This is a genomic window from Vreelandella aquamarina, from assembly GCF_020075495.1.
Classification (GTDB): Bacteria; Pseudomonadota; Gammaproteobacteria; order Pseudomonadales; family Halomonadaceae; genus Vreelandella; species Vreelandella aquamarina_A.
Genome location: NZ_JABYQT010000003.1, coordinates 34,056 through 53,047 on the forward strand (window position 1 = coordinate 34,056; position 18,992 = coordinate 53,047).

General features: G+C 62.5%; 17 protein-coding genes. 15 read left to right on the forward strand and 2 right to left on the reverse strand.

All coding sequences use genetic code 11. The annotated features are described in order from the left end of the window. Positions 1-175: 175 nt before the first annotated feature. From rpsP to HW452_RS05625, 10 genes are all read left to right on the forward strand, one after another. On the forward strand, positions 176-424 hold the full coding sequence (gene rpsP, locus HW452_RS05580) for a 30S ribosomal protein S16 (RefSeq protein WP_009724081.1): 249 nt from the start codon (positions 176-178) through the stop codon (positions 422-424). 41 nt (positions 425-465) lie between these two features. Further along, positions 466-1,011 (forward strand): ribosome maturation factor RimM, encoded by a 546-nt coding sequence (rimM, locus tag HW452_RS05585; RefSeq protein WP_224105119.1) that lies wholly within the window; start codon positions 466-468, stop codon positions 1,009-1,011. A gap of 62 nt (positions 1,012-1,073) precedes the next feature. Beyond that, a complete protein-coding gene (trmD, locus tag HW452_RS05590) occupies positions 1,074-1,835 on the forward strand; it encodes a tRNA (guanosine(37)-N1)-methyltransferase TrmD (protein WP_224105485.1) in 762 nt (253 codons plus the stop codon). A gap of 140 nt (positions 1,836-1,975) precedes the next feature. Further along, a complete protein-coding gene (rplS, locus tag HW452_RS05595; protein WP_224105120.1) occupies positions 1,976-2,332 on the forward strand; it encodes a 50S ribosomal protein L19 in 357 nt (118 codons plus the stop codon). Positions 2,333-2,478: 146 nt separating this feature from the next. Further along, positions 2,479-3,360, forward strand: coding sequence for a site-specific tyrosine recombinase XerD (gene xerD, locus HW452_RS05600; protein WP_224105121.1), 882 nt, complete (start codon positions 2,479-2,481; stop codon positions 3,358-3,360). Beyond that, positions 3,335-4,126, forward strand: a complete 792-nt coding sequence (locus HW452_RS05605) for a DsbC family protein (RefSeq protein WP_224105122.1) — start codon at positions 3,335-3,337, stop codon at positions 4,124-4,126. The genes xerD and HW452_RS05605 overlap by 26 nt, the downstream gene beginning before the upstream one ends. A 124-nt stretch (positions 4,127-4,250) precedes the next feature. Continuing rightward, positions 4,251-5,567 carry a homoserine dehydrogenase gene (locus tag HW452_RS05610; protein WP_224105123.1) on the forward strand — a complete coding sequence of 439 codons (1,317 nt, stop codon included), beginning with the start codon at positions 4,251-4,253 and terminating at the stop codon, positions 5,565-5,567. Positions 5,568-5,572: 5 nt separating this feature from the next. Next, the gene (gene thrC, locus HW452_RS05615) at positions 5,573-6,961 is read left to right on the forward strand and encodes a threonine synthase (RefSeq protein WP_224105124.1); all 1,389 of its coding nucleotides are present in this window, start codon (positions 5,573-5,575) and stop codon (positions 6,959-6,961) included. A 39-nt stretch (positions 6,962-7,000) separates the two neighbouring features. Beyond that, a complete protein-coding gene (locus HW452_RS05620) occupies positions 7,001-8,779 on the forward strand; it encodes a single-stranded-DNA-specific exonuclease RecJ (RefSeq protein WP_224105125.1) in 1,779 nt (592 codons plus the stop codon). Positions 8,780-8,821: 42 nt separating this feature from the next. Continuing rightward, positions 8,822-9,439: a YitT family protein gene (locus tag HW452_RS05625; RefSeq protein WP_224105126.1), complete on the forward strand. Its 618-nt coding sequence runs from the start codon at positions 8,822-8,824 to the stop codon at positions 9,437-9,439. Between the two features lie 64 nt (positions 9,440-9,503). On the opposite strand, the gene HW452_RS05630 is transcribed toward HW452_RS05625, so the two are convergent. Next, the gene (locus HW452_RS05630) at positions 9,504-12,023 is read right to left on the reverse strand and encodes a heavy metal translocating P-type ATPase (RefSeq protein WP_224105127.1); all 2,520 of its coding nucleotides are present in this window, start codon (positions 12,021-12,023) and stop codon (positions 9,504-9,506) included. After that, positions 12,020-12,448 carry a MerR family transcriptional regulator gene (locus HW452_RS05635; protein WP_224105128.1) on the reverse strand — a complete coding sequence of 143 codons (429 nt, stop codon included), beginning with the start codon at positions 12,446-12,448 and terminating at the stop codon, positions 12,020-12,022. Before HW452_RS05635 ends, HW452_RS05630 begins: the two co-directional genes overlap by 4 nt. A 277-nt stretch (positions 12,449-12,725) precedes the next feature. Here HW452_RS05635 and HW452_RS05640 point away from each other — a divergent pair, with 277 nt between their 5' ends. The 5 genes from HW452_RS05640 to HW452_RS05660 all read left to right on the forward strand — a co-directional run bounded on the left by HW452_RS05640 (position 12,726) and on the right by HW452_RS05660 (position 18,987). Beyond that, positions 12,726-14,093: an OmpP1/FadL family transporter gene (locus HW452_RS05640; protein WP_224105129.1), complete on the forward strand. Its 1,368-nt coding sequence runs from the start codon at positions 12,726-12,728 to the stop codon at positions 14,091-14,093. A gap of 241 nt (positions 14,094-14,334) precedes the next feature. Beyond that, positions 14,335-15,433, forward strand: a protein-coding gene (gene prfB, locus HW452_RS05645) for a peptide chain release factor 2 (protein ID WP_340162675.1) whose coding sequence is annotated in 2 segments (ribosomal slippage) — positions 14,335-14,409 and positions 14,411-15,433 — 1,098 coding nt in all. Because the reading frame shifts where the segments join, the coding sequence is not laid out codon by codon here. 33 nt (positions 15,434-15,466) lie between these two features. Then, entirely contained in the window at positions 15,467-16,978 is a 1,512-nt protein-coding gene (gene lysS, locus HW452_RS05650; RefSeq protein ID WP_224105130.1) for a lysine--tRNA ligase, read from the forward strand. Between the two features lie 122 nt (positions 16,979-17,100). Then, positions 17,101-17,487, forward strand: coding sequence for a hypothetical protein (locus tag HW452_RS05655; protein WP_224105131.1), 387 nt, complete (start codon positions 17,101-17,103; stop codon positions 17,485-17,487). Positions 17,488-17,583: 96 nt separating this feature from the next. After that, positions 17,584-18,987, forward strand: a complete 1,404-nt coding sequence (locus tag HW452_RS05660) for an MFS transporter (protein WP_224105132.1) — start codon at positions 17,584-17,586, stop codon at positions 18,985-18,987. The last annotated feature ends 5 nt before the right edge of the window (positions 18,988-18,992 follow it).

Below are 18,992 nucleotides of genomic sequence, written 5' to 3' on the forward strand. Positions count from 1 at the left end.
GTTGGCGATCTGTGTACAGCCATCGCCGTGATATCCACCCTTGAAGCGCTTGAAGTACTTCTCCATGGCTTGCCTGCAAGCGATAGAAGTACCCAGAAAACAGCATGATGAGTGTTCTGATGGCGATGTGCGCCATTTCCCACTCTCGTAACCTCAACCGAAGGATAGTTATCGTATGGTTACCATTCGTTTGGCACGTGGTGGCGCCAAGAAGCGTCCCTTTTACCACCTGACCGTTACCGACTCGCGTAACGCCCGTGACGGCCGTTTCATCGAGCGTATCGGCTTCTTCAACCCGGTTGCCCGTGGTCAGGAAGAGCGTCTGCGCGTTGATCTCGAGCGTGTTACTCACTGGCAGAGCCAGGGCGCCCAGCTGTCTGGTCGCGTTGCCGAGCTGGTCAAAGAAGCACGTAAGCAGGCGTAAGTCTGTTCACCAGAGTCTGATGTTGTAAGTCGAGGTCGTCGATGACGCGTTTAGAAACAAGCCATACGGACGACACGCATGTGGTGTTAGGCAAGCTGACTAGCCCGTACGGGGTGAAAGGTTGGCTCAAGGTGTATTCCTACACCAACCCCATGGACAGCATTCTGGACTACCCCGAATGGTGGGTGCGCAAGGGAGAAACCCTGACGCCCATGCCCATTGTTCAGGGACGTCGGCAGGGCAAGGGCCTTGTGGTGCAGTTGAAAGGCGTGGATGACCGCGATGCGGCCGAAGCACTGGCCCAGGCGGATATCGTTTTGCCCAAGAGTGCACTGCCCGAACTCGACGCCGATGAGTATTACTGGCATGAGCTTGAAGGCCTGGCGGTTTTCACTCAAGCCGGCGAGCGGTTGGGACGGGTAAGCTACCTGTTTGAAACCGGCGCCAACGATGTCATGGTGGTTCGCGGCGACGAGAACGCGATCGACAAGCGCGAGCGGCTGCTGCCGTTTCTGCCTGATGATGTGATTGTCGACATCAGCCTTGAAAATGGCCGCATGGTCGTTGACTGGGATTCTGAGTTTTGAACAGTGACATCTCCTGCGATGCGCAAGCACCGGGAACTGGCAGTAACGGGGATGCGCCCGCCATGTGGATCGGCGTGGTATCGTTGTTTCCCGAAATGTTCGATGCCCTGACGCAGCAAGGCGTAGTGGGTCGGGCAGTCGAGAAACAGCGTATTTCACTGGAGTTCTGGAATCCGCGAGATTACGCCACCGACCGCCATCGCAGCGTGGATGACCGCCCTTACGGCGGTGGCCCGGGCATGCTGATGAAAGTCGATACGCTACGCCATGCAATCCGTGACGCCCGCGAGCGTGCACATCAGGCCACCGGCCTTGTGCCGACCGTGATCTACCTTTCGCCCCAGGGGCGCAAGCTGGATCAAAAAGGCGCGCAGGCACTGGCGGCGGCAGGCCCCCTGGTGGTGGTTGCCGGACGCTATGAAGGTATCGATGAGCGCGTGGTGGAGAGTGACATCGATGAAGAATGGTCGATTGGCGACTATGTGCTCAGTGGCGGTGAGCTGCCTGCCATGGTACTGATCGACGCGGCGGCAAGGCTGGTACCCGGCGTACTCGGGCATCAGGACTCCGCTATCGAAGACTCGTTCAACGACGGTCTGCTGGACTGCCCGCACTATACCCGTCCGGAAGTGATCGACGGGAAGCGCGTGCCGGACGTGCTGTTAAGCGGCAATCACGCCGCCATCAAGCGCTGGCGCTTGAAGCAGTCGCTGGGCCGCACGTGGCAGCGCCGCCCGGACCTTCTGAAAGGGCGTACGCTCGATACCGAGCAGCAGCGGCTTTTGAACGAGTTCATCGAGGAACACGCCCAGGCTGACGGGTAGCCCAGGGCGGCGGTGCAGGGCGCAAGACGCACCTGCGTCACCCATAACGACTCCCGCGAAGCTCGTTTCGAGCGCCGGGATCACGGTTTGCCCCTTCCACAACTGCGTGGCAAGCCATTACGTTATTTAGGAGCATGAAGATGAGCAGCAAGAACAAGGTGATCCAGGCGATCGAAAACGAGCAGATGAGCAAGGAAATTCCTGCCTTTGCTCCGGGCGACACCATCGTCGTCCAGGTAAAGGTCAAGGAAGGCACCCGCGAGCGTCTGCAGGCCTTCGAAGGTGTGGTGATCGGCAAGCGTAACCGTGGCCTGAACTCCGCTTTCACCGTGCGCAAGATTTCTCACGGTGTAGGCGTCGAGCGTACCTTCCAGACCTACAGCCCGCTGGTTGACTCTATCGAAGTCAAGCGTCGTGGTGACGTGCGTCAGGCCAAGCTGTACTACCTGCGTGAGCGTAGCGGCAAGTCTGCGCGTATCAAGGAAAAGCTGGCCTAAGCGTCACTTTTCGCGGGCCTGCGCAGCGCTGTATGCGCGTGGTGCCCGGATACCAGGACCCCGTCACCGCTTTGCGGGGCGGGGTTTTGTTTATGCGTCTAGAAACTATTTCAAGACGATTGACACTATCCTGAGACGGTTAACGTATGAGCATGATGGATGCTTTTTTAGACGCCCTGTGGCTTGAACAGGGTGCCAGTGATCATACGTTAGCGGCCTATCGGCGCGATCTCGCCGCCTGGCAGCAGCATCTGGAGGGCCATGGCGAGGATCTGCTCACTCCGGCACCCGAGCGACTGGCTGCCTGGTTCGATGTGCGCCGCGAGCAGGGCTATCAGCTGCGCAGCAATGCCCGGCTGTTGTCCACACTGCGCAGCTTCTACCGTTGGGCGCGCCTGCAGGGCCATGTGAAAAGCGACCCGCTGGCCGAGGTGAAGCTGCCGCGGGTAACGCCCGGGCTGCCCAATACGCTGGACGAGGACGAGGTCGAACGTCTCTTGCTGGCACCGGATACCGATACACCGCTTGGCGTGCGCGACCGCACCATGCTGGAGCTGCTGTACGCCTGCGGGCTGCGTGTCTCGGAGCTGGTCTCGTTGACCGGCGACGCGGTCAATCTGCGCCAGAACGTGGTACGCGTGCGCGGCAAGGGCGACAAGGACCGTCTGGTGCCCATGGGCGAAGAAGCTGCCGACTGGCTGGCCCACTACATGGCCACGGCGCGCGTGGCGCTGATGAGCGACCCGACCAGGCCTGCGCTGTTCCCGGGCCGCAGTGACAAGGCCATGACCCGGCAGACCTTCTGGCACCGTATAAAGGCCCATGCCATCACCGCCGGCATTTCACGTCCGCTGTCGCCACACACGCTTCGCCATGCGTTTGCGACACATTTATTGAATCATGGGGCCAATTTACGGGTCGTACAGCTGCTGTTAGGCCATAGCGATCTATCCACGACCCAAATTTATACGCATGTTGCCCAAGCGCGCTTGGAAAATCTGCATGCTGAACATCATCCGCGAGGTTGAAGAAAGAATGCGTCAACGTACGGTTACTCCCGCTTTACGCTCTGCCTTACTCACCCTGGCCGTCGCCAGCATCCTGCCTTTCGCCGCTCAGGCAGACACCACGGCAGACCAGTTGCGCGAGTCGCTCAGCGTCAACGGCCGGTCAATGCCGGTGGAGCAGGTGAGCGCCACGCCGATGGAGGGTATCTACCACGTGCGCCTGGAAAGCGGCGAGTCGTTCTACTCCAATGCCGACGGCAGCCACTTTCTGGTGGGCGACCTTTTCGAGAATACTTCGACCGGCCTGGTCAACCTGACCGAGCAGGCCAAGAACCAGGAGCGCGTGGCGGCACTTGCCAACGTACCGGAGTCCGAGCGCGTGGTTTACCGCGGAGTGGATGAACCCAAGGCGACCGTCGTGGTGTTCACCGATCCTACCTGCCCTTACTGTGAGCGGCTGCATGAAGCCGTGCCCGAGCTTAACGAGCGCGGGATTGCGGTACACTACCTGGCATTTCCGCGAGCGGGTATCGAGAGTGATGCCGCAAGGTCGATGCAGCAGGCGTGGTGCTCCGACAACCGCAGCGAAGCCATGACCCGTGCCCAGCAGCGCCAGCCGCTGTCCGGTCCGGCAGATTGCGATAACCCGGTCGCCGAGCAGTATAATCTGGGCATGGCGCTGGGCGTTCAGGGTACGCCCGCGATCATTCTGCCCGACGGCCAGCTGGTGCCGGGTTATGTACCGCCAGAAAGGCTGGCTGCCATGTTAGGCTTGGGCGACGCGTAAGCGCGACCCGACAAGGCACGCTAAACAAGTGCCAATCGATAGACATTACCGCCTGGGCGGTGACGCTGGAACACTGAATTCAAGACCGGGCGCGAAACGCGCCCACCACGAAAGGGGATGTATTTTGAAACCGGTAAGAGTAGGCATTTGCGGGCTAGGTACGGTAGGTGGCGGCACCTTCAACGTGTTGACGCGTAACGCTGACGATATTGCACGCCGTGCAGGCCGTCCCATTGTGATCGAGCAGGTCGCCCACCGCAGCATTCACCCCGATTGCGACATTACCGGTATCAATGCCACCACCGACGTGTTTGACGTGGCCACCAACCCTGACGTGGACGTGCTGGTCGAATTGATCGGCGGCTATGAGCTGGCGCGTGAGCTGGTACTGACCGCGATTGCCAACGGCAAGCATGTGGTCACTGCCAACAAGGCGTTGATTGCGGTGCACGGCAACGAGATCTTCAAGGCCGCCCATGAGAAGGGCGTGATCGTGGCCTTCGAGGCGGCAGTCGCTGGCGGTATCCCGGTCATCAAGTCGCTGCGCGAGGGTCTGGGCGCCAACCGTATCGAGTGGGTAGCGGGCATCATCAACGGCACCGGCAACTTTATCCTGACCCATATGCGTGACGAAGGCCGGGCCTTTGAGGACGTGCTTGCCGAAGCCCAGGCGCTGGGTTACGCCGAAGCCGATCCCACCTTTGACGTTGAAGGTATCGACGCCGCCCACAAGCTGACCATCCTGGCCTCGATTGCCTACGGTGTGCCGCTGCAGTTCGAGAAAGCCTTTACCGAAGGTATCTCGCGGATTACCGCCGAAGACGTGGAGCAGGCCGACAACCTGGGCTACATCATCAAGCACCTGGGCATTTCCAAGCGTACCGACCAGGGCCTTGAACTGCGCGTTCACCCCACCCTGATTCCCAAGGAGCGTCTGCTGGCCAACGTGCACGGCGTGAAGAACGCCATCGCCGTCATGGGAGATGCCGTCGGCCCGACGCTCTACTACGGCGCTGGTGCCGGTGCCGAACCCACCGCGTCTGCCGTGGTGGCGGATCTGCTCGACGTGGCCCGTGATATTTCCACCGACCATCACTACCGCGTACCTTACCTGGCGTTCAGCGGCATCGACGAAGATGTCAGCCAACTGCCGATCATGCCGATGGAAGACATTACCACGGCCTACTACCTGCGCCTGCTGGCGGTGGACCGCCCCGGCGTGCTGGCACGCGTGGCGACCATCCTGGCCGAGCAGGGCATCTCCATCGAAGCGCTGATCCAGAAAGAAGCGACCGAAGGCGAGCTGGTGCCGATCATCCTGCTGACTCACCGCACCAAGGAGAAGCAGATGAACGAAGCCATTCGTGAAATCGAAGCCATGGCCGATATCGCCGGGCCTGTCACGCGCATTCGCGTGGAAAGCCTGGACGAGGGGGAGTAACCCAGATGCGCTATATCAGCACGCGTGGGCAGGCGCCCGCGCTCTCGTTTGAAGAAGTGGTATTGACCGGCATGGCCAGCGACGGCGGTCTTTACGTGCCCGAAGAGATTCCTGCGCTTTCCAAAGAGGACCTGGCCGAGATGGCCGGGCTCTCCTATGCCGAGATCGCCTTTCGGGTGATGAAGCCGTTCGTCAATGGCGAGATCGACGACGACACCTTCCGCACCCTCGTGACCGAGGCCTACGCCACCTTCACCCACGATGCGGTGGTGCCGCTCAAGCAGCTCGACGCCAACCACTTTTTGCTCGAGCAGTTCCACGGCCCGACGCTGGCGTTCAAGGACGTGGCGCTGCAACTTCTGGGGCGCCTGCTCGATCACTTTCTGAAAAAGCGCGGCGAGCGCGCGGTGATCATGGGCGCGACCTCCGGCGACACCGGCTCGGCGGCGATCGAGGGCTGCCGTCACTGTGACAACCTGGATATCTTCATTCTGCATCCGCATCAGCGGGTATCCGAGGTGCAGCGGCGTCAGATGACCTCGGTGCTGGCCGACAACGTCTTCAACATCGCCATCGAAGGCAATTTCGACGACGCCCAGGCCATGGTCAAGGCAAGCTTCGCCGATCAGAATTTCCTGAACGGCACGCGCCTGGTCGCGGTCAACTCGATCAACTGGGCGCGCATCATGGCCCAGATCGTCTATTACGTGGCCGCCGGCGTCGCGCTCGGTGCGCCGCACCGCGAGGTCAGCTTCTGCGTGCCGTCGGCCAACTTCGGCAACGTCTTTGCCGGCTACATGGCGTACAAGATGGGGCTGCCGGTCAAGCAGTTCATCATTGCCACCAACGCCAACGACATTCTCCACCGCACCCTCGCCGCCAACGACTTCTCGAAAAAGGAGCTCGAGGCCACGCTTGCGCCCTCCATGGATATCGTGGTGTCGTCGAACTTCGAGCGTTTGCTGTTCGATGCCTACGAGCGTGACGGTGCCGCCGTGGCTGCCCTTCTGGAGCGCTTTCAGCAGGAGCCCACCGCGCTTGCGGATGCGCCGCTTGAAAGGCTGCGTGAGAAGTTCGCAAGCCACAGTGTGGATGACGCGACCATCCTGGAAGTCATTCGCGAAGCGCACCACCGCACCGGCGAGATGCTCGACCCGCATACGGCAACCGGCTACCGGGCAGCCGAGCGCGCTCGCGCAGATCAGACCACGCCGATGATCACGCTGGCGACCGCGCATCCGGCCAAGTTCGCCGAAGCCGTGGTGAAGGCCGGTTTCCAGGGCGTACCGCTGCCTACCCACATGGATGATCTGCTGGAGCGTGAAGAGCGCTATACGGTGCTGCCCGCCGAGCTGAGCGCTGTTCAGCAGTTCGTTGCGGACAACCGCCGTTAACCCGGGATAGTCGCCTTGCTTGCTGTTACTCGAAATGCGATGCCTCAACGGGCCACCCAGCCAAGACTGGAGCCTCGTCCCCTGGACGAGGCGGTCTATGCGCGTGCCCAGTCAGAAGGCTTGAGTGAGCTGCAGGCGAGGCTTCTGGCCTCGCGACTGCCGGGCTATCAGGATGAGCTCGCCCCGCTGGTAAGTCCCAGCCTGCGTTATCTGGCCCACCCGGAGAAGCTTGCCGATGGCCGCCGCGCTGCCGAGCGGATTGCCCAGGCGGTGGCCGAAGGGGAGTCCATTGGCATCCTGACCGATTACGATGTGGACGGTATTACCTCCCACGTGGTGATCCGGCGCACGCTGGTGGAGCTGTTTGGCGTGCCCGAGCACAGGTTGCACAGCCTGATTGGCCACCGGATTCACGACGGTTACGGCATCAGCCTGCCGCTGGTCGAGCGTACGCTGTCGCTCAAGCCGCTGCCTTCCCTGGTGATTACCGCTGACTGCGGCAGTTCCGATGAGCCGCGTATTGCGCGCCTGAAAGCGGCGGGTATCGATGTGGTGGTCAGTGATCACCACGCGCTGCCGCTGGAAGGCCCGCCGGCGTCGGCGTACGCCTGTGTGAACCCGACCCGCCCGGACTGCGACTATCCGGACAAGACCATTGCCGGGTGCATGGTGGCCTGGCTTGTGATGTCATTGGCGCGTGGCGTGCTGGTGGAGTGGGGCGTGCTGCCCGAAGCAACCCCCAAGCTTTCACCCTGGCTCTCTTATGTGGCGCTGGGTACCGTGGCGGACTGCGTGTCGCTGGGGGCAAGCCCCGCCAACCGCGCCGTGGTGAGCTACGGGCTGACCTTGATCAACCGTATGGACGCTGCCTGCTGGCGGGCCATGGCGGCGCGGCTCGGCGCAGACAGCGTGCCGTTCAATGCCGAAACGCTCGCCTTTCAGATGGGGCCGCGCATCAACGCGCGCTCGCGCCTCGATGACCCATACGCCGCGCTGCACTTCATGCTGGCCGAAAGCGATGGTGTCGCCAATCGCCAGCTGGAAGTGCTCGACCAGGACAATCAGTCGCGCAAGGCGATCGAAGCCGACATGGCTGAAGAGGCGCGCTCGCTTGCCGCCGGGGCGCTGACGGCCGATGAGCCTGCCGTGGTAGTGCTGCTGGAAGATGGACATCCTGGCGTTCAGGGCATCGTGGCGTCACGTCTGGTGCAGGCCTACGGTCGACCCGCGCTGGTGCTCACCCGTGCCGCCGCGCCCAACATGCTGACCGGCTCGGGCCGCTCGATTGACGGGGTGCACCTGCGTGATGCCCTGCAGCGCACCTTCGAGCTGGCGCCCGAGGCGTTGCCGCGCTTTGGCGGGCACGGTGGGGCAGCGGGTGTGGGCGTACCCCGCGAGCAGCTCGATACGTTCAAGCAGGCGTTTCTCGCCGCGGTTGCCGAGCAGCTTGACGGCCGCGAGCTCTACCCGCGCCTGTGGACCGACGGCGAACTCTCTAGCGCACAGCTCTCGCTGACCACGCTTGAGGAGATCGACGCGCTCGGCCCTTACGGGCGGGAGTTCGATCCGCCGCTGTTCGAGGGGCGCTTCATCGTGGAGGCGCTGCGTCCGGTGGGCGCCGATGGTGCGCACCTGATGCTCGAGCTCTCCATGGGCGCCATGACCTGCAAGGCGATCTGGTTTCGCGCCCTGACGCCGGGCGAGCTGCCCGCCTTCGCCATCGGTGATACGCTGCACTGCGCCTACAAGCTCAATCGCAACCGCTGGCGGGGGCGTGAGTCGCTGCAACTGATGATCGAGCATGCCAGCGCCGTCTGACCAGGCGCGCGACAGGCTCAATAACCCGAGTAAGGACACGTCATGCGTGTGGAAGAGTTACCCAAGGATCGGCATCGCCCCTACGAAGACGTAATGGCCATGCTGCTGGGCACGCTGTTTGTCGCCCTCGGCGTCACCTTCTATACCCAGGCGGTGTTGTTGACCGGCAGCACCGCGGGGCTGGCGCTGCTGCTCAATTACGTGACGCAGTGGAGTTTCGGCTTCTGGTTCTTTGCCATCAACCTGCCGTTTTACTACCTGGCGATCAAGCGCATGGGAATCAGCTTCACGCTGCGCACCTTCGTGGCGATTGGGCTGGTGTCGCTGTTTTCCGAGCTGACCCAGGGCTGGGTCGTCTTCGAGCGCGTGCCGTCGCTGTATGCGGCGCTGATGGGTGGGGCGCTGATGGGCATTGGCATGCTGATGCTGTTTCGGCATCGCACGAGCCTTGGCGGCATCAACATCCTGGCGCTCTACCTGCAGGATCGTCACGGCCTGCGCGCCGGCTACGTACAGCTGGGCATCGACGGGCTGATCCTGCTGCTCGCGCTCACCCAGCTACCGCTCGACCGAGTCGGCTACTCGGTGCTGGGGGCGCTCACGCTCAATCTGATCATTGCGCTCAACCACAAGCCGGGGCGCTATATTGGCGTAAGCTAGCTCAGCCAGAACCACCAGACGATCAGTGCGATCAGGCCAAGTCCGGCCACGTTCACCAGCAGGCTCATGGGGTTTTCTCCCGTTGGGCAGGTTTCCATAACCGCAGGCGGTTGGCATTGCTGACCACGGTGATGGAGGAGAGCGACATGGCAACCCCGGCGATGATCGGTGACAGCAGCATGCCGGTTAGCGGGTATAGAAGCCCGGCAGCGATGGGGATGCACAGCACGTTGTAGCCAAAGGCGCCTGCCAGGTTCTGCTTGATATTGGCAAGCGTGGCGCGGCTTATCTCGATCGCTGACGCTACCCCGTGCAGCGAGCCGCGCATCAGCGTCATGCCCGCGCTCTCGATGGCGATATCGGTTCCTTGGCCAATGGCAAAACCGACGTCGGCGCGGGCCAGGGCCGGGGCGTCGTTGATGCCATCACCCACCATGCCGACGACGTCTCCCGCCGTCTGCAGACGCTCGACCTCCGCGTGCTTGTCATCCGGCGTCAGCCCCGCCTTGAGCGTGGTAATACCCACCTCACGGGCAATGGCGGCGGCGGTACGCGCGTTGTCGCCGGTCAGCATGATCACGTTCAGGCCATCTGCCTGCAGGCGTCTGACCGCCGCGGCGGCGTCCGCGCGCAGCGCGTCGCTGATGCCGAACAGCGCCGCCAAGCGGCCATCCACGGCCAGGTATACCAGGCTTCGAGCCCGCTCCTCCAGTGCCTTTGCTCCTTCCATCGCCGCACCCAGGTCCACTCCTGCGTCTTCGAGCAGGCGGGCGTTGCCCAGCAGCAGCGTCTTGTCGTCGCGAGTCCTGGCTTTGACGCCGCCGCCGGTCACGCTTTCGAACGCCTTGATCTCGGCCGGGGCGACGCCTTGCGCTTCAGCGTAGGTCATCAGGGCTGCTGCCAGTGGGTGTTCAGAGCCGCGCTCCAGCGCGTGTACCCAGCCCAGAACGCTGGCCTGGCTCTCTCCAAACAGGTGTTCATCGGTAACGCGAGGCTTGCCTTCGGTGAGCGTGCCGGTCTTGTCCACCACCAGCGTGGTGAGCCTGCTGGCACGCTGCAGCGCCTCGCCGCTTCTCACCAGTACGCCGTGCTCGGCCGCCTTGCCCACGCCGATCATGGTGGAAATCGGCGTCGCCAGGCCCAGCGCGCAGGGGCAGGCGATGATCAGCACGGTGGTCGCGGCGACCAGCATATGAATGACCCGAGGCTCGGGGCCGACGTTGAACCACACCAGGGCCGCCAGAACTGCAATGATCATCACCGCGGGCACGAAGATGCCGGATACCCTGTCGGCCAGCTCGCCGATCGGTGGGCGCGAGTTCTGGGCACTGGCCACCTGCTCGGTAATCTGCCCAAGGCGAGTGTCGCTGCCGACGCGGGTGGCGCGGTAGACAAGCCCGCCTTTGCCATTCACGGTGCCGGCACTGACCTCGTCGCCCGTCTGCTTGCGCACGGCCAGCGGTTCGCCGGTCAGCATGGACTCATCGATATGGCTCTGGCCCTCGGTCACCTCGCCATCCACGGGAAGGCGCTCGCCGGGGCGTACACGGATATGGTCACCTGCGTGTACCTCGTCCACGTCGATCTCCTGCTCGATGCCGTCACGGATGACCCGTGCCGTACGGCTTTGCAGGTCGAGCAAGCGTTTCAGCGCATTGCTGGTGCGCCCCCGGGCGCGAAGCTCCAGGGCGTTGCCCAGCAGGACAAGTCCGATCACCATGGCCGAGGCTTCGAAATAGATACCCTGAGCCGTCTCCGGCAGCCAGGGGGCAAACGCCACCACCGCCATGGAGTAGAGCCAGGCGGTGCCCGTACCTATGGCCACCAGCGTATCCATGTTGGCCTGGTGGCGCTTCAGACTCTGCCAGGCGTTGACGAAGAAGTGGCGCCCCGGAAAGGCCAGCACGCCAAGCGCAAGAAGGCCCACTGCCAGCCAGTAAAGCCGCCCTGTGCCCATCGGGTGCGGGTGATAGATAAACATGCTGAGCATCAGCGGTACGGCAAGCGCCAGCGCGGCGGCGCTGCCCCGAAGGCGTTTGCGGTAAGTAATGGCGTCCTGCTCGGCGCGCACGCGCTCGGCTTCACGCATGTCCATGATCGGCTCGGCGCGGTAACCGGCGAAAGCCACGGCGTCGATCAGCGCCTGCTGTTCGGCGCTGCCCGATACCTGGGCGATGTGAGTGGCGAAGTTGACGCTGGCCGCTTCCACGCCTTGAGTCTGCTCCAGAGCGCTCTGGACGCTTTTGACACAGCCCGCGCAGGTCATGCCGCTGATGGCCAGGCGCATAGATGGTGCGCTGGCGGCGGGTGCTGGGCTTGGCGGCTGCGTGGTGGATTCGTCTGGCGTCGCTGGCGCTGCGTTGGCGCCAGCCGCCGGGTAACCCGCTCTGACCAGCGCCTCATCCAGCGCCGCCTCATTCAACGAAGTGATCACCTCAAGGCGTTTTTCGGCGGGAGTGCCGGTGACCTCGGCCGTCGGGTCGTCTGCCTGAATGGCCTCGCGCATGCGCTTGACGCAGCCCTGGCAGTTCATGCCGGTGACGGTGCGTGCAATGAGATGACGGGGTGCGTGGGCGGTACTCATGACACCTCCTTGGGCGATGCGTCATCGGGAAAGCTTTCGATCAGGCGGCACAGGCTGTGCCCGTCCGGCGTGCCGTCAGGCATGTGCTGCCAGCTTTCGAGCGCCTGTTCCATGCGCTGGGCCAGGGCTTCAAGCTCTTCGATACGCGCACGGATCTGTGGCAGCCGCGTGGCCAGCAGGTCGCGCACCAGCGGGCAGGGTGAGTCACCGTGGTCGGCATGCAGCAGGATGTCGCGTATTTCGCCAACGCTGAAGCCGAGCTTGCGCGCCCGTTGTATGAAATGCAGCCGCTCGAGATCCGCGCTCGTAAAGAGTTGGTAGCCGTTATCCGGATGGCGCGCCGGGGAGAGCAGCCCCTCGCGGGTATAATGACGCACTGTCTCTGCGGTCACACCGCCGCGTCTGGCAAGTTCACTGACTTTCATCGCGCTCTCCCGTAGGGCCGTCTGCAATGCCCTCAGTGTAAAACCTATGGGTTACACATAGGTCAAGCGAGGCAATGGCCAAAAAAGACTTAATACGATCAAAACAATGCGTTAAAACGCTCGTGCGACTAATGTATAAGCAGAAAATAAAATAAAACGCTCGTTTGCCTCTTGAACCCCGGGCCACATTGGGCGAAAACTGCAGGGTGGGATCGTGAGATAAAAAATCGACGGCGGATACACCTATCCGCGGGATCAACGGGACAAGAGGCTGACCATGAATAATAAATTCAACAAGCTCACTCTGGCAGCGGCGGTTTCGGCAGCTGTCTTTGCAACAGTAGGCGCCAGTACGGCCAATGCCGGTGGCTATCAGGTCAACGAGCAGAGCGTCAGCGGCCAGGGGTACGGGCACGCGGGCCGCAGCTCCAACGTGCATGATGCCACCATCGTTTACGGTAACCCGGCGGGCATGTCGTTTCTCGATCGTGCTCAGGTAACCGTGGGCGGCACCTATCTGAACGTCAATACGGACATCGACAATGTCCAGGCGAATCGTACGCTGGATGCAGGAGTGGCGACAGGCGGCGCGCCCGCTGGCGTGCAAGTACCGGTCGGTGGCATTCCGGGCGGGAACGAGGGCGACATGGTGCCCGGTACGCTGGTGCCGTTCGCCTTTTACGCCCAGCCGGTAACGGACCGCCTGGCCTTTGGTTTCGGGGTTTACGCGCCGTTTGGTTCCAAGACCGAGTATGAAAACGACTTCCAGGGGCGTTACTTTGGCGACTATACCGAGGTCAAGGTGGTTTCCGCCCAGCCGACGGTCTCCTATCGACTGAACGATCAGTGGGCCGTGGGTGCTGGCGTTACCTACAACAAGGTGGATGGCGAGCTGCGCCGTCAAATTCCTTCCGGCGCCGGCTTCAATCCCGCCACGGATATCGATTCGCGGGTCGAAGGCGATGACGATGCGTGGGGCTATAACCTCGGGGTGATCTATCAGCCCGTGCCGGAAACCACGTTCGGCCTGACCTACCGCTCCAAGGTTGATTACACCCTGGAAGGCAGCTTCGTGGCGCGCGACCCGGCGGGTAACGTAGTGCGCGCCGACGATAGCGCGAGCCTCAAGCTGACCACGCCGGAGACGGTCAACTTCTCGCTGACCCAGCAGATGACCGATCGCTTGAAGCTGATGTTCGGTACTTCCTGGGTACGCTGGAGCCACTTCGATGAAATCCGCGTGATCGGTGATCAGCTGGGCAATATTACCGACGAGCAGCAGGAGTACTCCAACGCCTGGGCATTCGCGACCGGCGGCGAGTATCAATTGACCCCCGCGCTTGCCCTGCGCGCTGGCGTTACTCTGGATTACACGCCGACCAATGATGAGCACCGCAGCGTGCGGATTCCGTCCGACGACCGCCGCATCTTCTCGATCGGCGCCGGCTGGAGCCCGACCCCTGACTTGACGCTCGATTTTGCCTACTCCTACCTGACCGAGCGCAGCACCTCGATCGAGCAGGAGCGCAGCGACCTGCTGGCCAGCCCGGCCACCGGCGGTCGCCCGGTCGGTGGCGCCACCTACTCGGCTGACTACAAGAACGAAGCCCACGGCTTTGGTGCCCAGCTGACCTACCGTTTCTAGGCCCGCCCTGAGCGTTTCGAAAAGCTCACCCACGTTGATCTCATGATCCCCATGAACCCGGCAGAAGCCGGGTTCATGCATTGGAGCTGCGCGCTGGATGCGTGCGAGAAGCGCGGGGTTTCGTTACAATACGCGTCTGGAATTTCGCCGCTGGGGTACGGGCTTGGTCATCAAGCCTTGTCACCTCAGCGGCGCGTCTCTCTTTTGAACCGTGCGGCACTGACCAAGGCTAGGGCGACCCATGTTGGAAACCAACCCGATTCACAACCAGATCAAGGACCTGTCTGAGCGGACAGACGTTCTTAGGGGGTATCTTTGACTATGCCGAGAAGAAGGATCGGCTAGAAGAAGTCTCCCGCGAGCTTGAAGACCCGAATGTCTGGAACGACCCGGACTACGCCCAGAAACTGGGCCGTGAGCGCTCCTCCCTCGAGGCTATCGTGGCCACCATCGACGAGCTGGACCAGGGCCTCGGCGATAGCCGGGACCTTCTGGAACTCGCCGAGATGGAAGAGGACGAGGATACGGTCGAGGAAGTGAAGCGCGAGCTCGACGGCATGCAGGCCTCCCTCGAGAAGCTCGAGTTTCGCCGCATGTTCTCCGGCGAAATGGACGAAAACAACGCCTATCTGGATATCCAGTCCGGCTCCGGCGGCACCGAAGCCCAGGACTGGGCCAATATTCTGCTGCGCATGTACCTGCGCTGGGCAGAAAGCCACGGCTTCAAGGCCGAAATCATCGAGGTGTCCGCTGGTGAAGTGGCGGGCATCAAGTCGGCGTCGATCCATGTTCAGGGCGATCACGCCTTTGGCTGGCTGCGCACCGAAACCGGCGTTCACCGCCTGGTACGCAAGAGCCCGTTCGACTCCGGCGGCCGTCGTCACACCTCGTTTGCCTCGGTGTTTCTGTCGCCTGAAATCGACGACAGCTTCGAGGTCGAGATCAACCCCTCCGACCTGCGCGTGGATACCTACCGCTCCAGCGGTGCCGGCGGTCAGCACGTCAACACCACCGACTCGGCGGTACGGATCACCCACGAGCCCACCGGCATCGTCGTGGCCTGCCAGAACCAGCGGAGCCAGCACGCCAACCGGGATTTCGCCATGAAGCAGCTGAAGGCGAAGCTCTGGGAGCACGAGATACAAAAGCGCAACGCCGCCAAGCAGGAAGCGGAAGACTCCAAGGCCGATATCGGCTGGGGCAGCCAGATTCGCTCCTACGTGCTCGATGACCAGCGTATCAAGGATCTGCGTACCGGCGTTCAGTCCAGCAACTGCGACAAGGTGCTCGACGGCGATCTGGACCAGTTCATCGTCGCCAGCCTCAAGCAGGGTCTGTAATCTTTTAGCGTTCGAACAGCAACAGGGTGCCCCATGGCCAATCAAGACGTGTCTTCTCCGGACAACGAAAACCATCTTATCGCCGAACGTCGTGCCAAACTTGCCGCGCGTCGTGAGCGGGCAGCAGAGCAGGGCAAGAGCGCTTTCCCGAACGACTTTCGCCGCGATAGCCTGACCGTCGAGCTGCAGGAGCAGTTCGGCGACAAGGACAAGGCCGAACTCGAGGCGCTTGACCACCACGCCTCGGTGGCCGGACGGATCATGCGAAAGCGTGGCCCGTTCATCGTGATTCAGGACGTGGCCGGCCAGATCCAGCTCTACGTGGACAAGAAAGGCCTGCCCGAAGCCGTGCTCGACGACGTCAAGGGCTGGGATATCGGCGATATCGTGGCCGCCCGCGGCCCGGTGCATAAATCCGGCAAGGGCGATCTGTACGTGATGATGGTCGAGGCGGAGCTTCTGACCAAGAGCCTGCGCCCGCTTCCGGACAAGTTTCACGGCCTGACCGACCAGGAGGCGCGCTATCGCCAGCGCTACGTGGACCTGATCATGAACCCCCAGGCGCGCAAGGCGTTCGAGATCCGGGCGGCGGTGATCGGCTCCATGCGGCGCTTTTTCGAGAAGCGCGGCTTCATGGAAGTGGAAACGCCCATGCTTCAGCCGATCCCCGGCGGGGCCACGGCGCGTCCGTTCGTGACCCATCACAACGCGCTGGGCATGGACATGTACCTGCGCATTGCCCCGGAGCTTTACCTCAAGCGCCTGGTGGTGGGTGGTTTCGAGAAGGTCTTCGAGATCAACCGCAACTTCCGCAACGAAGGGCTTTCCACGCGCCACAACCCTGAATTCACCATGGTCGAGTTCTACTGGGCCTACGCTGATTACAATGACCTGATGGACATGACCGAGGCGATGCTGCGCACCGCCGCCGAGGAAGTGCTGGGCACCACGACGCTTGAGTATCAGGGGGCAAGCTACGACTTCGGCCAGCCGTTCAAGCGCCTGACGCTCAAGCAGTCGATTCTGGTACACGGCGACGGCATCACTGAGGCCGATCTGGATAGCCTTGAAGCGGCGCGCGCGACGGCCGAGAAGCTGGGCATCAAGGTCAAGGAGAGCTGGGGCCTGGGCAAGGTCCAGACGGAAATCTTCGAGGAAGTGGCCGAGCACAAGCTCGACCAGCCGACCTTCATTACCGAATACCCGGCCGAGGTCAGCCCGCTGGCGCGGCGCAACGACGCCAACCCGTTCGTTACCGACCGCTTCGAGTTCTTTGTCGGCGGACGCGAAATCGCCAACGGTTTCTCCGAGCTCAACGACGCCGAAGACCAGGCCGAGCGCTTCCGCGCCCAGGCTGCCGAGAAGGACGCCGGCGACCTGGAAGCCATGTACTATGATGCCGACTATGTGCGGGCACTCGAGTACGGCATGCCGCCCACGGCGGGCGAGGGCATCGGTATCGACCGGCTGGTCATGCTGTTTACCGACAGCGCCTCCATCCGTGACGTACTGCTGTTCCCGGCGATGCGTCCTGAAGTCGAATGACGTGCCCGCGTGCAAACGTGCTCGTCTGAAAAAGTGCTAGCGTGAAAGAGGTAGACTAAAAATTGGTAAGGGCGCGTTTTAGCGCCCATAATGGTCAACGTTTCGACGGCGAGGAGAATCCCATGAAACTGCTTAACCGCTCCGCTCTGAGCGTCAGGCCGACCCAGCCCTTCGTGGACTGGATCAACGCGCTGGAACCCACCATGGGAGACGACGACCTGACCCTGGACGACGTCGAACGTGAAAGTACCATTTACCTGATTCCTGAAATGGATACCCCGGAGGCGCTCGAAACCTTTGTGCGTGACCGGCATGTCGACATCCTTGAAACCGAGCTGCGCGCCTGGGAAGAGGACGAGCGTCAGTGGCCGGACTCCCTTGACTGGGCACTGTTTCAGCACTTTCTGCGCGTCGAGCACAGCTATCTGGCCATCGACCTTGATGACGAGACGGCACTGGAAATTTCCGATGTCGATGACGCACTCCTGCTCGACAACGAGCAGGAGTGACGCCTGGCGCCTCGGCGCTTGTCAGGTTAGTCCACGTTAAAACCGGCCCAGGCCGGTTTTAACGTGTTAGCCGTTTCGTTCAGGAACACCCCACCCATGCGACTGTTTGAAACTCGTCCTGGTGACGACGGCCTGCCCGGGCCAAAGCGTGCCCTGGCCGTGCTGGCCCTGATTACCGGAACGTTGATGGCGGTGGTCGATACCACCATGATCAACCTGGCCCTGCCCACCATCGCCGCCGACCTGAACGCCTCCCCCGCGCGGGCGGTATGGATCACCAACATGTTCCAGGTGGTATGCGCGGCCTTTCTGCTGGTGTTTGCTGGTATCAGCGAGCTTGCTACCCGCCGGCGTATCTACCTGTTCGGGCTGACTACCTTCATGCTGGGGGCGCTGGGCGCCGCGCTTTCCCGCAACCTGGACGTGTTGCTGGCGTTTCGTGCCCTGCAGGGGCTTGGCGCGGCAGCCACGCTCTCCATCGGGCCATCGCTGTACCGCGCGATCTTTCCATCGCGCCTGCTGGGCAGTGCCCTGGGATTGAGTGCCTTGGTCGTGGCGGGCGGCTATGCAGCCGGGCCTACGCTGAGCGGCGTGATTTTATCCTTCGTGAACTGGCCGTGGCTGTTTGCGCTCAACCTGCCGCTCGGGCTTTGCTCGCTGTGGTTTGCCCACCGCGCGCTGCCCCGGGACAAGCCCCGCCAGGGAAGCTTCGATGTTGCAGGTGCGCTGCTTTCTATGCTGATGCTGGCAAGTTTCTTTCTGGCCATGGACGCCGTGGGGCACGCCGCTCCGCTCTGGCAGGTGGGCGCCTGGGTCGTGCTTTGCGTGGCAAGCAGCGCAGGCTTCATTGCTCGCCAGCGTCGCGCGCCCTATCCGCTGCTGCCGCTTAGCGTATTCGGCGAAAAACGCTTTACCCTGGCCGTTTCCGCCTCGGGGCTTGCGTTTATCGGCCAGGGCCTGACCTTCGTGGCACTGTCGTTTTTCTATCAGGAGCAGATGGGCTTCACGCCTCTGGAAACCGCGTGGCTGTTTACCCCCTGGCCGCTCGCCATCATGCTGGTGGGGCCGCTGGCCGGGCGGCTTGCCGATCACATCAATCCAAGCACCTTATCCAGTGTCGGGCTTGGGTTATTGATTGCGGGCTTGGTGGCCCTGGCGCTGGTGGATGAATCCATGGGCGTCGCTGAAAGCCTGTGGCGCACGGCACTGTGCGGTATCGGCTTTGGCTTGTTCCAGCCGCCCAACAACCGGGAAATGATGAGTAGCCTGCCGCCCGAGCGCAGCGCCAATGTCTCCGGCGTGATGAGCACCGTGCGCACTGTCGGCCAGTCGATTGGCGTGGCGCTGGTCGGCGCGGCCCTGGCCCTTGGTCTGGCGGTTCAGGTCACGCTGTGGCTGGGCGCCGCCACGTCAGGGCTTGCGCTGCTGGCCAGTCTTTCCAGAATGCCGCTTGCAAGGCGCGCCCTTGTCGAACGCCGGGCATCGTCTGGCGGCAAGTAAGCGCG

What these genes read in the sequence shown, in the direction of transcription:
- trmD (WP_224105485.1), top strand. Translation starts at nt 1,074, where the DNA reads ATGTGGATCGGCGTGGTATCGTTGTTTCCCGAAATGTTCGATGCCCTG.
- lysS (WP_224105130.1), top strand. Translation starts at nt 15,467, where the DNA reads ATGGCCAATCAAGACGTGTCTTCTCCGGACAACGAAAACCATCTTATC.
- rplS (WP_224105120.1), top strand. Translation starts at nt 1,976, where the DNA reads ATGAGCAGCAAGAACAAGGTGATCCAGGCGATCGAAAACGAGCAGATG.
- HW452_RS05630 (WP_224105127.1), bottom strand. Translation starts at nt 12,023, where the DNA reads ATGAGTACCGCCCACGCACCCCGTCATCTCATTGCACGCACCGTCACC.
- HW452_RS05635 (WP_224105128.1), bottom strand. Translation starts at nt 12,448, where the DNA reads ATGAAAGTCAGTGAACTTGCCAGACGCGGCGGTGTGACCGCAGAGACA.
- xerD (WP_224105121.1), top strand. Translation starts at nt 2,479, where the DNA reads ATGAGCATGATGGATGCTTTTTTAGACGCCCTGTGGCTTGAACAGGGT.
- rpsP (WP_009724081.1), top strand. Translation starts at nt 176, where the DNA reads ATGGTTACCATTCGTTTGGCACGTGGTGGCGCCAAGAAGCGTCCCTTT.
- HW452_RS05620 (WP_224105125.1), top strand. Translation starts at nt 7,001, where the DNA reads ATGCCTCAACGGGCCACCCAGCCAAGACTGGAGCCTCGTCCCCTGGAC.
- HW452_RS05655 (WP_224105131.1), top strand. Translation starts at nt 17,101, where the DNA reads ATGAAACTGCTTAACCGCTCCGCTCTGAGCGTCAGGCCGACCCAGCCC.
- rimM (WP_224105119.1), top strand. Translation starts at nt 466, where the DNA reads ATGACGCGTTTAGAAACAAGCCATACGGACGACACGCATGTGGTGTTA.
- HW452_RS05625 (WP_224105126.1), top strand. Translation starts at nt 8,822, where the DNA reads ATGCGTGTGGAAGAGTTACCCAAGGATCGGCATCGCCCCTACGAAGAC.
- HW452_RS05605 (WP_224105122.1), top strand. Translation starts at nt 3,335, where the DNA reads ATGCTGAACATCATCCGCGAGGTTGAAGAAAGAATGCGTCAACGTACG.
- HW452_RS05660 (WP_224105132.1), top strand. Translation starts at nt 17,584, where the DNA reads ATGCGACTGTTTGAAACTCGTCCTGGTGACGACGGCCTGCCCGGGCCA.
- HW452_RS05640 (WP_224105129.1), top strand. Translation starts at nt 12,726, where the DNA reads ATGAATAATAAATTCAACAAGCTCACTCTGGCAGCGGCGGTTTCGGCA.
- thrC (WP_224105124.1), top strand. Translation starts at nt 5,573, where the DNA reads ATGCGCTATATCAGCACGCGTGGGCAGGCGCCCGCGCTCTCGTTTGAA.